The sequence below is a fragment of the Pseudomonas sp. SDO52101_S400 genome, assembly GCF_054071635.1.
Window position 1 is genome coordinate 1 of sequence record NZ_JBSVWF010000102.1, and the last position, 10,534, is coordinate 10,534.

Below are 10,534 nucleotides of genomic sequence, written 5' to 3' on the forward strand. Positions count from 1 at the left end.
GAGATCAAATGTGGGAGCGGGCTTGCTCGCGAAGGCTATCTGACAGACAAGCTGATCTGACGGTAGGAATCAGAGCAGCGGCTCATCCGCCTTCTTGTGTTTCCAGCTGTCGTTGCCCGGCAGGATCAGGTTCAGCGCAATCGCCACCACCGCGCACAGCGCGATGCCTTTGAGGCCGAAGTCGTCGGGACCGGTGCCGGTGCCGACCAGCACACCGCCGATTCCGAACACCAGGGTCACCGAAACGATCACCAGATTGCGCGCCTCGCCCAGGTCGATCTTGTGACGGATCAGGGTGTTCATCCCCACTGCCGCGATCGAGCCGAACAACAGGCACAGAATCCCGCCCATCACCGGCACCGGAATACTTTGCAGCAGGGCGCCGAACTTGCCGATGAACGCCAGGCTGATGGCGAAGATCGCCGCCCAGGTCATGATTTTCGGGTTGTAGTTCTTGGTCAGCATCACCGCGCCAGTCACTTCGGCATAGGTGGTGTTGGGCGGACCGCCGAACAGGCCGGCTGCCGTGGTGGCGATACCGTCACCCAGCAGGGTGCGATGCAGGCCCGGCTTCTTCAGGTAGTCGCGACCGGTCACGCTGCCGACTGCAATCACGCCGCCGATGTGCTCGATGGCCGGGGCCAGCGCCACCGGGACGATGAACAGGATCGCCTGCCAGTTGAACTCCGGCGCGGTGAAATGAGGAATCGCAAACCACGGGGCTGCCGCAATCTTCGCGGTGTCGACGACACCGAAATAGAAAGACATGGCGAAGCCCACCAGCACGCCGGAGATGATCGGCACCAGACGGAAAATACCTTTGCCGAACACCGCCACGATCAATGTGGTCAGCAGCGCCGGCATCGAGATCATCATCGCGGTCTGGTAATGGATCAGCTCGGAACCGTCACCGGCCTTGCCCATTGCCATGTTCGCGGCAATCGGCGCCATGGCCAGACCAATGGAGATGATCACCGGACCGATCACCACCGGCGGCAGCAGACGGTCGATGAAGCCGGTGCCTTTGATCTTCACGGCCAGGCCGAGGAAGGTGTAGACGAAACCGGCCGCCATCACGCCGCCCATGGTCGCGGCCAGGCCGAACTGGCCTTTGGCGAGAATGATCGGGGTGATAAAGGCAAAGCTCGACGCCAGGAAAACCGGCACCTGACGCCCGGTGACGATCTGGAACAGAATCGTCCCAAGACCTGCGGTAAACAGTGCCACGTTCGGGTCAAGGCCCGTGATCAGCGGCATCAGCACCAGGGCGCCGAAAGCCACGAACAGCATCTGTGCGCCGGACAGCACCGTGCGCCAGAGCGGATCGTTGAACTCTTGCTGCATGGTTACGCGTCCTTCTGCTTGGTGCCGAAGATCTTGTCACCGGCATCGCCAAGCCCAGGAATGATGTAGCCGTGCTCGTTGAGTTTCTGATCGATGGACGCGGTGTAGATGATCACGTCCGGGTGAGCTTTCTCGACAGCGGCAATGCCTTCCGGCGCGGCAACCAGCACCATCGCACGGATGTCCTTGCAACCGGCCTTCTTCAGCAGGTCGATGGTCGCAACCATGGAGCTGCCGGTGGCGAGCATCGGGTCGATGATCATGGCCAGGCGCTCGTCGATTTCCGGAACCAGTTTTTCCAGATAGGTGTGGGCCTGCAGGGTTTCTTCGTTACGGGCAACGCCGACGGCGCTGACTTTGGCACCCGGGATCAGGCTCAGCACGCCTTCGAGCATGCCGATGCCGGCACGCAGGATAGGCACGACGGTGATCTTCTTGCCGGCGATTTTCTCGACCGACACAGTGCCGCACCAACCTTCGATATCGTAGGTTTCCAGCGGCAGGTCTTTTGTAGCTTCATAGGTCAACAGGGCACCGACTTCCTGAGCGAGCTCACGGAAATTCTTGGTGCTGATGTCTGCACGGCGCATAAGGCCAAGTTTGTGACGGATCAGCGGATGGCGGATCTCTTGGATGGACATGGGGAAAGGCTCCGGCGGCGGGCAAAAAAACCGGCCTAGATTAATCTATCCGAGGGTGATGTCCTATAGGACATACAGTACGTTAGTCCACAAATGCTTGATTCGGCCTCGGTTGATGCGTACCTTTGCCCGCTTTTCCGAAATCCGTCCCCCCTGGAGAGCGCCATGTCCGCTGATCTCGAGCATATCCGTCAAATCATGCGAGAGGCTGACTGCCTGTACACCGAAGCTGAAGTCGAGGCTGCCATTGCCCGCGTCGGTGCACAAATCAACGAACAACTGGCCGAGAGCAACCCGGTGGTGTTCTGTGTGATGAACGGCGGGCTGATTTTCTCCGGCAAGCTGCTGACCCATCTGCAGTTCCCGCTGGAAGCGTCCTACCTGCACGCCACCCGCTATCGCAACGAAACCAGCGGCGGTGACCTGTTCTGGAAAGCCAAGCCGGAAGTCTCGTTCATTGACCGTGACGTGCTGATCATCGACGACATCCTCGACGAAGGTCACACCCTGGGCGCGATCATCGACTTCTGCAAACACGCTGGCGCGCGCAAAGTGCACACTGCCGTGCTGATCGACAAGGACCACGACCGCAAGGCCCGTCCTGACCTGAAAGCCGATTTCGTCGGCCTGCCGTGCGTCGACCGTTACATCTTCGGTTACGGCATGGACTACAAAGGCTACTGGCGCAACGCCAACGGGATCTTCGCCGTCAAAGGCATGTAATTCCGGGTAACCCCGATCCCTGTGGGAGCGGGCTTGCCCGCGATGGCGGACTGTCTGACACATAGATGTTGGATATGCCGACGCTATCGCGGGCTAGCCACGCTCCCACAGTTGTTTTGTGTGTGCTGATCCATCCGCGATACCCATGCTAGAGTGCTCGGCCACGCCCTCCGGAGCCTGTCATGAGCCTCTTGATCCGCAGCTGCGCCGCCCTGTTGCTGACCCTCAGCCTGCCCCTGGCCGCCGCGCCGATGCACAGTCAGTTCCTGCCGCCCGACGACCTCACCCTGCGTGATGCCGAACCTGAGCAGCAGCAACTGTTGCAGGTCACCGACTATTCGGTGGTGGTCGGCGCCCAGCGTCAGTCCAATCAGCAGCCGATTCCGGTCACGTCGCCGTTGATGATTCGCCTGAAGGGCAAGTCGCTGAACAAGGGAGCGACGATCAACCAGGTGCTGGTCAGTTTTGACGGCGAAAGCAAAAGCCTGAAAAAACCGGTGTATGACGACAAGAGCAAGACCCTGACGCTCTTCTACCCGCTGGCCCAGTACCGGGTGGTGATCGATCTGTTGCGCAACGAAACGGTGTATTGCCAGTTCCTGACCTACGCCAACGGCCACATCTGGGCCGATTTGCACACCGGCAGCACGCGCTCGCGTTGAGCCTTGTGCCTGCGCAGGGGTAAACTGCCCGCCCCGTGAAATGTCTGCGAGCTGGAGTCGGCAATGCGTAAAGATAAGAAGCAAGTGATTGGTGACGAGATCGGCGATGAGCAGATCAAGCTGTTCCTCGATTTTGAGCCGGTCGACGCCACTTCGCCGTCGCTGCACAAACTGGTAAAGGCTTACCGTGGCCTGCGCATCGACGATTTCGAGCGCTTCCTGACCTTCTTCGTTGAAGCCGGTTATGACGTGGACGGCAAGGACGAGCACGGCAAGACCTTCGTCGACCAGATCCGCGATCAGCGCAACGCACCGGAATACATCGAGCTGATCGAAAAAGCACGCGGCTGATAGCTCGCGGTTTTCCCGAGGCACAAAAAAACGCCCCGCACTCACTGAGTGCGGGGCGTTTTTCATGGAGCCGAATCAGGCGTAGCTTTCGGTCTCGTTACTGGCTTCGACCAGCTCCAGCGCGACGTTGTTCTGCGCGTTGATCTTGCGGTACAGCGCAGCGTCGGTTTCCAGGACCTTTTCACGGGCCGGGAAGATTTCCGCCAGTTTGGCAGCCCACTCACCCTTGGCCTTGGCCGGGAAGCATTTTTCGATCAGTTCCAGCATGATCGAAACCGTCACCGAAGCACCTGGCGAAGCGCCGAGCAGGGCGGCGAGGGAGCCGTCCTTTGCAGCGACCAGTTCGGTACCGAACTGCAGGATGCCGCCCTTTTTCGGGTCCTTCTTGATGATCTGCACCCGTTGGCCGGCCACTTCCAGGCGCCAGTCTTCGGCTTTCGCCTCAGGGTAGAAACGACGCAGGGATTCCAGGCGCTGTTCCATCGACTGCATCACTTCGCTGACCAGGTATTTGGTCAGGTCCATGTTGTTCTTGGCCACGGCCAGCATCGGTCCGATGTTGCCGGCGCGAACCGACAGCGGCAGGTCCATGAAGGAGCCGTGCTTGAGGAACTTGGTGGTGAAGCCGGCGTATGGCCCGAACAACAGGGACTTCTTGCCATCGACCACGCGAGTGTCCAGGTGCGGCACCGACATCGGTGGCGAACCCACGGCAGCCTGGCTGTATACCTTGGCCTGGTGATGCTTGACCACTTCCGGGTTGTCGCAACGCAGCCACTGGCCGCTGATCGGGAAGCCGCCGAAGCCTTTGCTTTCTTCGATACCCGAGGCTTGCAGCAGCGGCAGGGCCGCGCCACCGGCGCCGAGGAACACGAACTTGGCATCGACTTCGCGGCTGCTGCCGCTGTTGACGTCCTTGATGCTGACGGTCCAGCCATTGGCGTTACGCTTGAGGCCGGTCACGCGCTTGCAGTACTTGACCTGGGCATCCGGTGCGCTGGTCAGGTGCTTGAGCAACTGATTGGTCAGCGCGCCGAAATTGACGTCGGTGCCGTTGATCACGCGGGTGGCGGCGAGCACCTGGTCTTTCGGACGCCCCGGCATCATCAATGGCATCCACTCGGCCATTTTCGCTTTGTCTTCGGTGTATTCCATGTCGGCGAAGGCGTGGTGCTTGTGCAGCACGTTGAAGCGTTCCTTGAGGAATGAAACGCCTTTTTCACCTTCGACGTAGCTCAGGTGCGGCACCGGGCTGATGAAGGATTTGCATGAGCCGAACGTGCCTTTTTTGGTCAGGTACGACCAGAACTGCTTCGACACCTCGAACTGGGTGTTGATGTGCACGGCTTTCTTGATGTCGACGGTGCCGTCGGCAGCCTGCGGCGTGTAGTTCAGCTCGCACAGGCCGGCGTGGCCGGTACCGGCGTTGTTCCACGGGTTGGAACTCTCCGCGGCACCGGAATCCATCAGCTCGACGACTTCCAGCTTGATCGCCGGGTCGAGCTCTTTGAGCAGCACTGCAAGGGTGGCACTCATGATGCCGGCCCCAACCAGAACTACGTCGACTGCTTCGTTATGCGCCATTTAACGCGTCTCCAAAATCTGCAGCACCAAATTGTCGGCATGGCTGCCAGGTGTCCGGGGCAGGTCAGTTGGCCCCAGGTACCCATGGCCAGGTTTGCCATGTCCGAATCTTCGCAATTTTTCGCAACTTCGACGGATGCGTGCGGCCTGGCTTCAAGAGTCACATGAACTCATTTCAGCACGGGGCTGGCAATTCGACTTATGGTCGAGACATCCGTTTGTGCAACCAAATCCGTAGCGGACAGGCTTCAGGCTCCGGTATTCGAGGCGTACCCGTTCCTGTGTCGTTGGGCTGTTTCAGACGCTAATGGTGCATGTTCAGACGCAAAACTATTCATTTGCTCGCCACACTCTTGTGAAGTTGTGAAAACCCGTTTTTTTCACGCTCTTTTGAAGACGTGAACCTCAAAAAGGGCTGTCCGGGCCTGGCACCGTGCCCGGAAGGATTGCCACCACGCGATACATGGGCAGGCAAAACGGGCAAACAACTCAGTGACCGAGCGTCATGACAGCTCTGCAGATTCGCGAAAAGCGGGGATTTGCCAGGGAAACAGCAAGCACGCCAGCTTCACTCGATCTGTGTGGGCGGCTCTCTGTGGGCGATTTTGATGCCAATGCAAGCGCATTGACGCTGTTGCGGGGCCCGATCAGGAGACGTCCTTATAATCGGGGGGAGATTGTATCGAAGAAATGCGGGGAGTTGGTCGAGTTTAATGACTTTTATTAGGCATCCGGTCAGATGCTCAACATCGCCTGGGCACGTGCGCGAGGGCGGTGCTGTTCGACCCGGGCGCTGGCCGGCAGAGGCTGGTGCAACCAGTTGAGGCGAATTTCCTCGATTTCGACCCAGCCGTCACCCATGGGCTGCAGGCTGCATTGTTTGAAAGCCTGGCAATGGCCGTTGTGGTCGAGCAGGGCGAAGCTGCGGTGCAGCGGACGTGGGGCGAACAACGAGATCAGATAGCGCATGGCAGGGTTCCTTTTGGGTATCTGTGGCAAAGATTGTCAAAGGGCCGTGACGCGAACGTGTAAGGGCGGTGAATAATCTGTGACAGGAACCGCGTGCGCCGGGGTTTGTCAGAGATTTCAGTGCTGGTGACCCGCAGTGGCCCACCGCTATACTGCCGGCCTGTCTGTGCCTGATTCTGGAGAGAAGAGCATGTTGCAACGCCTGTTGTTCGGTTTGATCACTGTGACCAGTTTGACCCTGGTTGGCTGCGCCCACAGCCCGCAACAACTGAGCCCGGAACCGAAGCTGACCACTCAGTTGGCCCCGGTCGGCCATGGCCAGCCTGTCGTGGTCCGCGTGGTCGACGGTCGTCCGTCGCCAACCCTGGGCACCCGCGGCGGCCTGTACCCGGAAACCAGCGCCATCACCGTGCAGCGCGAGCAGATCCTGCCGAAGTTGCAGGCCCAGGCCGAAGCCGCCGTGCGTCTGCTGGGCTTCACCCCGTCCAACGGTGCGATGAATGCTCCACAACTGACCGTGACCCTGACGGAATTGAAATACCAGTCGCCGAAAGAAGGCATGTACGTGACCGAAGCCACCATCGGCGCGACCTTCCGCTCCGATGTGCAGAGCGGCAACCGTCGCTACAGCGGCCGTTACGGTGCGTCGCTGGACCAGCGTTTCGGCATGGCGCCGAACCAGGAAACCAACACCAAACTGGTCAGCGATGTGCTGAGCGATGCGCTGACCCGTCTGTTCAAGGATCCGACCGTGGGTCAGATCCTCGCCGAGTAAGTTCTTGGTTGATGTGAAAAAGCCCGGGGCCAGAGATGGTTCCGGGCTTTTTTCTGGGCGGTAGATTTGTGGTGTCCGGGAGATCCTACCCCCTCACCCCAGCCCTCTCCCCAAGGGGGCGAGGGGAAAGGGAGCAAATCTATGTTGCTCTTGAGATCTACATTCACCTTGAAATTTCAGGTCGATGTACCTCGAAAAACAACTCGGTCGGTTCTCTCTCCCTCCGGGCGGTCCGACGTTTCGGGAGGGCTAGGGTGAGGGTGCTTGTGCTTTTAGGCGGCCTGGGAATAGAAGTCGAGTACGCTGACGCCGGTCAGCAGGTCTGCCTCGGGCAAGTCAGCATGCTGATGCCCGCCGAGGGCGCAATACACCAGCCAGTGACGATCCTGAACATTGAAGGCCAGACTGCCGACGAGAGCCTGTTGTTCGTCGGACGGGGAGATGAGGTACAGACGATCCTGGTTTTCAGCGTGAAGCATGTCGCATTCCGTTTACGTTTCGAGGCGCGCAGGGTGGCCGAAACAAATGACGATGCCGTGACACAGGACAGCCATCGGTCGATTGATGGGTTATTTGTCGTAAAGGGTAGGGCTGCGGGGGAGGGTTTCGGTAGAATCCGCGCCGCGGTCGTCGGTCTGGCGTTCGCCATTCCGGTTTAGATTGAGGTCTGTGATGCACTTGATGACGCTGTTTACCGCCCATCCCGCCAAACTGATCAACCTGCTGGCCCTGCTGTTGGCCTTTCCGGGCAGTTGGCTGTTGCACGCGACCCGTCGTCGCGAACAACGGGCGATGGCCAGTATTGCGGCCCAGCGCCAGAGTCAGCCGGATCAAGAGCCGGTGCTCGATTGGGCAACCCTGCGCATGAACCGCTTCTTCTACCGCTTCGGCTTTGCCTGTCTGGGCCTGGCGTTGCTGGTGTCCTGGATCAGCACCCGCTACTGAACGAAAAACGGCGCCCGAGGGCGCCGTTCTTGTATCCGGCCGAAACCGCTTACAGCGGCAAACCAGCCTTGACCCGGTACTGATTGCGCACCGGCGTCGCATATTGCAGCACCAGATACGGACGGTGCTCCTCAGGGCACGCGTCCAGACGGCTTTGCCATTCTTCCTGGGCCTTGGCCAGTTCCTCGGCACCGAACACGTCGGCGGCCTTCGGTACGTTCAACTGCGGATCGGCATCCGCCCACTGCGCGTACGCCAGGTAATGCACCGGGAACAACCGGTAACCGCCGAGAATCTGCTTGTCCATCTCGACCGCCAATTGCTTGGTGTCTTCGAACAGCTCGGTGATCGGCGCGGCGAAGTTCACGTGAACCCGGCCCTTGTAGCCGGTGATGCCCTTGGCGATGCTCACGTCATCCTCGCCCGGCGCCTTGCTGTAGGTGCCGGTGGTGGCGCGGATGTACAGCTCGCGGGCCTTGGCCTGGTCGCACGGGTCGTATTCGTAGCTGATCGACACCGGGGTCAGGTTCAGCGACTGGATGACCTCGCCGAACGGCTCGTCCTTGCGGCTCATGTGGAACATCTTGAGGATCGCCGACTCGGTACGGTCGTCGCCGTCCTTGGCCCGGCCTTCGGCCTGGGCGATCCAGATCGAAGCGCAATCGTTGCGAATCGAGTGGTTGATGTAGGCCGACAGCAACTGGTACGCGGCCATTTTCTCGCGGCGCCCGGTGATCGAACGGTGAACGATGAAGCTTTTGTTCAAGCGCATCAGGTCGCTGACGAAAGGTTTTTGCAGCAGGTTGTCGCCAATCGCGATGCGCGGGGTCGGCAGGCCGGCGTGGTACACCGCATAGTTGACGAAGGCCGGGTCCATTACGATATCGCGGTGGTTGGCGATGAACAGGTAAGCACTGCCGGACTTGAATTGCTCGACACCGGTGTAGGTCACGCCGTCGGTGGCGCGCTCGATGGTGTGGTCGACGTAGAACTCGACCTTGTCCTGCAAAGTCGCCACTGACGTCACGTCGGCGAACTCACGACGCAGCCGATGGGCTATAAGTGGTTTGAGCATCCAGCCGAAGGCACCGGCGAAACGCGGGAAGCGGAAGTGGGTGAGGATATCTAGAAACGCCTTGTCGCCGAGCAGTCTTGCCAGTACCGCAGGTACTTCGCTGTCGTCGTAAGGTCGGATGGCATCGAATTCGCCCATCATGCTCTCTTGTTGGAAACGGCTAGGGTAAGTAAAGGTTTTGATCGAAAACCAACGGGGCACGGTCTGAAAAAGTAGCCAGACAAAAATAGCCCTGCAAATAGACCGGCGATTATACGCACAAGTCACCCGGGAGACCGCGATGCTGGAAAGCGCACTGTATGAATGTCCGTACTGTGGGGAGGAAGTCGAGACGACAGTGGACCTGTCGGCGGGTGATCAGACCTATATTGAAGACTGTCAGGTATGTTGCCGGCCAATTACGTTCGTCCTGCAGGTCGATGGCCAGGACTGGTTTCTGGAAGTCTTCAGCGAAAACGAGTGAGGTGCGCCCATGCAGCGAATCTACGAGCCGGAAAACCTGATGGAAGGCGAAATGCTCAAGGGCATGCTCGCCAGCGAAGGTATCGAGGCGCATCTGGTCGGGCGCGATCTGCTCGGGGGCACGGGCGAGTTGCCGATCTTCGGCTTGCTCGGGCTGTCGGTCGAGAACGATCAGGCTGAATACGCCCGCGAACTGATCAGCGCGTACAATGCTGCGCTGCCGCTGCCCGGCGATGAACCGGAGAGCTTCCCCGGTACGCTGGTCTGTTAGGCTGGCGTTCGTTTTATTCTTGAGTCGTGTTGCCCCATGTGTGGACGTTATGCCCTGTTTCGCTGGAACCGCGATTTCGCGAACCTGCCAGGTTTTCCTGCCGATCAGCAGGCGCAGTGGAACATTTCCCCCAACGATTCGGTGTTGATGCTGCGCGCCGAACCCGACGGCCAGCGCACGCTGGCCCGTGCTCGTTGGGGGCTGACACCGCCGTGGCTGACTGACCTGTCACGTACGCCGGCCCACGCCCGGGCCGAAACCGTCGCCGAACAACCGATGTTCCGCGAAGCCCTGCGCCTGCGCCGTTGCCTGCTGCCGGCCAACGGCTTTTACGAATGGCGCGGCACCACGCGCAAGCGCCCGTACTGGCTGACGCCGGGGGAAGGCTCTTCACTGTTTTTCGCGGCGATCTGGGAGGCGTACCCGGTGCAGGAGCAGGTCTGGCTCAGCACTGCGGTGATCACGCAGCCTGCGGCCAGTCAGCGCCGGCCGTTGATTCTCGATGAGGCGGGGCAGGCGGCGTGGCTTGATCCTGAAACGCCGTTGCATGTCCTGCAAGGCCTGCTCGCCAGTGAACCTGCGGTGTTGCGCGAGCGGGTGCTGGCGAACATGGTCAATGATCCGAAGCTCAACGGGCCGGAGTGTTTGACTCCGGCCTAGCGGCAGATCAAAAGCCTCCCCTCACCCTAACCCTCCCGAAACGTCGGACCGCCCGGAGGGAGAGGGGACTGA

At 60.0% G+C, this 10,534-nt stretch carries 14 protein-coding genes; 8 read left to right on the plus strand and 6 right to left on the minus strand.

Features of this window, described 5'->3' with window-relative positions:
- Positions 1 to 69: 69 nt before the first annotated feature.
- The gene (locus ACW9HX_RS28200; protein ID WP_096822768.1) at positions 70 to 1,344 is read right to left on the minus strand and encodes a uracil-xanthine permease family protein; all 1,275 of its coding nucleotides are present in this window, start codon (positions 1,342 to 1,344) and stop codon (positions 70 to 72) included.
- Positions 1,345 to 1,346: 2 nt separating this feature from the next.
- Positions 1,347 to 1,985, minus strand: coding sequence for a uracil phosphoribosyltransferase (gene upp / locus ACW9HX_RS28205; protein WP_007951682.1), 639 nt, complete (start codon positions 1,983 to 1,985; stop codon positions 1,347 to 1,349).
- Positions 1,986 to 2,150: 165 nt separating this feature from the next.
- Between upp and ACW9HX_RS28210 the strand changes: the two genes are divergently transcribed.
- From ACW9HX_RS28210 to ACW9HX_RS28220, 3 genes are all read left to right on the plus strand, one after another.
- Positions 2,151 to 2,708, plus strand: a complete 558-nt coding sequence (locus ACW9HX_RS28210) for a hypoxanthine-guanine phosphoribosyltransferase (protein ID WP_096822770.1) — start codon at positions 2,151 to 2,153, stop codon at positions 2,706 to 2,708.
- A gap of 182 nt (positions 2,709 to 2,890) precedes the next feature.
- Positions 2,891 to 3,370, plus strand: a complete 480-nt coding sequence (locus ACW9HX_RS28215) for a hypothetical protein (RefSeq protein WP_457383101.1) — start codon at positions 2,891 to 2,893, stop codon at positions 3,368 to 3,370.
- 63 nt (positions 3,371 to 3,433) lie between these two features.
- Positions 3,434 to 3,721, plus strand: coding sequence for a PA4642 family protein (locus ACW9HX_RS28220; protein ID WP_134828070.1), 288 nt, complete (start codon positions 3,434 to 3,436; stop codon positions 3,719 to 3,721).
- 75 nt (positions 3,722 to 3,796) lie between these two features.
- On the opposite strand, the gene mqo is transcribed toward ACW9HX_RS28220, so the two are convergent.
- Both mqo and ACW9HX_RS28230 read right to left on the minus strand, forming a co-directional pair.
- Entirely contained in the window at positions 3,797 to 5,305 is a 1,509-nt protein-coding gene (gene mqo / locus ACW9HX_RS28225; protein WP_457383102.1) for a malate dehydrogenase (quinone), read from the minus strand.
- 735 nt (positions 5,306 to 6,040) lie between these two features.
- Positions 6,041 to 6,274 carry a hypothetical protein gene (locus ACW9HX_RS28230; protein ID WP_085733640.1) on the minus strand — a complete coding sequence of 78 codons (234 nt, stop codon included), beginning with the start codon at positions 6,272 to 6,274 and terminating at the stop codon, positions 6,041 to 6,043.
- 190 nt (positions 6,275 to 6,464) lie between these two features.
- Between ACW9HX_RS28230 and ACW9HX_RS28235 the strand changes: the two genes are divergently transcribed.
- The gene (locus ACW9HX_RS28235; RefSeq protein ID WP_096822774.1) at positions 6,465 to 7,049 is read left to right on the plus strand and encodes a YajG family lipoprotein; all 585 of its coding nucleotides are present in this window, start codon (positions 6,465 to 6,467) and stop codon (positions 7,047 to 7,049) included.
- Positions 7,050 to 7,321: 272 nt separating this feature from the next.
- On the opposite strand, the gene ACW9HX_RS28240 is transcribed toward ACW9HX_RS28235, so the two are convergent.
- On the minus strand, positions 7,322 to 7,528 hold the full coding sequence (locus ACW9HX_RS28240) for a hypothetical protein (protein ID WP_457383103.1): 207 nt from the start codon (positions 7,526 to 7,528) through the stop codon (positions 7,322 to 7,324).
- Positions 7,529 to 7,721: 193 nt separating this feature from the next.
- On the opposite strand from ACW9HX_RS28240, the gene ACW9HX_RS28245 reads away from it, so the two are divergent.
- A complete protein-coding gene (locus tag ACW9HX_RS28245) occupies positions 7,722 to 7,994 on the plus strand; it encodes a hypothetical protein (protein WP_457383104.1) in 273 nt (90 codons plus the stop codon).
- 49 nt (positions 7,995 to 8,043) lie between these two features.
- On the opposite strand, the gene ACW9HX_RS28250 is transcribed toward ACW9HX_RS28245, so the two are convergent.
- Entirely contained in the window at positions 8,044 to 9,207 is a 1,164-nt protein-coding gene (locus tag ACW9HX_RS28250) for a 1-acyl-sn-glycerol-3-phosphate acyltransferase (protein WP_178083434.1), read from the minus strand.
- A 142-nt stretch (positions 9,208 to 9,349) separates the two neighbouring features.
- Here ACW9HX_RS28250 and ACW9HX_RS28255 point away from each other — a divergent pair, with 142 nt between their 5' ends.
- Genes ACW9HX_RS28255 through ACW9HX_RS28265 form a run of 3 tightly spaced genes read left to right on the plus strand, consistent with a single transcriptional unit; the run spans position 9,350 to position 10,462 of the window.
- Positions 9,350 to 9,532: a CPXCG motif-containing cysteine-rich protein gene (locus ACW9HX_RS28255; RefSeq protein WP_085709318.1), complete on the plus strand. Its 183-nt coding sequence runs from the start codon at positions 9,350 to 9,352 to the stop codon at positions 9,530 to 9,532.
- 9 nt (positions 9,533 to 9,541) lie between these two features.
- Positions 9,542 to 9,802: a putative signal transducing protein gene (locus ACW9HX_RS28260; RefSeq protein ID WP_085709319.1), complete on the plus strand. Its 261-nt coding sequence runs from the start codon at positions 9,542 to 9,544 to the stop codon at positions 9,800 to 9,802.
- A gap of 36 nt (positions 9,803 to 9,838) precedes the next feature.
- Positions 9,839 to 10,462 (plus strand): SOS response-associated peptidase, encoded by a 624-nt coding sequence (locus ACW9HX_RS28265; protein WP_457383105.1) that lies wholly within the window; start codon positions 9,839 to 9,841, stop codon positions 10,460 to 10,462.
- Positions 10,463 to 10,534: the final 72 nt, after the last annotated feature.

Excerpts from the sequence above, each read along its gene's own strand:
- ACW9HX_RS28200 (WP_096822768.1), bottom strand. The coding sequence starts at position 1,344 with ATGCAGCAAGAGTTCAACGATCCGCTCTGGCGCACGGTGCTGTCCGGC.
- upp (WP_007951682.1), bottom strand. The coding sequence starts at position 1,985 with ATGTCCATCCAAGAGATCCGCCATCCGCTGATCCGTCACAAACTTGGC.
- ACW9HX_RS28210 (WP_096822770.1), top strand. The coding sequence starts at position 2,151 with ATGTCCGCTGATCTCGAGCATATCCGTCAAATCATGCGAGAGGCTGAC.
- ACW9HX_RS28215 (WP_457383101.1), top strand. The coding sequence starts at position 2,891 with ATGAGCCTCTTGATCCGCAGCTGCGCCGCCCTGTTGCTGACCCTCAGC.
- ACW9HX_RS28220 (WP_134828070.1), top strand. The coding sequence starts at position 3,434 with ATGCGTAAAGATAAGAAGCAAGTGATTGGTGACGAGATCGGCGATGAG.
- mqo (WP_457383102.1), bottom strand. The coding sequence starts at position 5,305 with ATGGCGCATAACGAAGCAGTCGACGTAGTTCTGGTTGGGGCCGGCATC.
- ACW9HX_RS28230 (WP_085733640.1), bottom strand. The coding sequence starts at position 6,274 with ATGCGCTATCTGATCTCGTTGTTCGCCCCACGTCCGCTGCACCGCAGC.
- ACW9HX_RS28235 (WP_096822774.1), top strand. The coding sequence starts at position 6,465 with ATGTTGCAACGCCTGTTGTTCGGTTTGATCACTGTGACCAGTTTGACC.
- ACW9HX_RS28240 (WP_457383103.1), bottom strand. The coding sequence starts at position 7,528 with ATGCTTCACGCTGAAAACCAGGATCGTCTGTACCTCATCTCCCCGTCC.
- ACW9HX_RS28245 (WP_457383104.1), top strand. The coding sequence starts at position 7,722 with ATGCACTTGATGACGCTGTTTACCGCCCATCCCGCCAAACTGATCAAC.
- ACW9HX_RS28250 (WP_178083434.1), bottom strand. The coding sequence starts at position 9,207 with ATGGGCGAATTCGATGCCATCCGACCTTACGACGACAGCGAAGTACCT.
- ACW9HX_RS28255 (WP_085709318.1), top strand. The coding sequence starts at position 9,350 with ATGCTGGAAAGCGCACTGTATGAATGTCCGTACTGTGGGGAGGAAGTC.
- ACW9HX_RS28260 (WP_085709319.1), top strand. The coding sequence starts at position 9,542 with ATGCAGCGAATCTACGAGCCGGAAAACCTGATGGAAGGCGAAATGCTC.
- ACW9HX_RS28265 (WP_457383105.1), top strand. The coding sequence starts at position 9,839 with ATGTGTGGACGTTATGCCCTGTTTCGCTGGAACCGCGATTTCGCGAAC.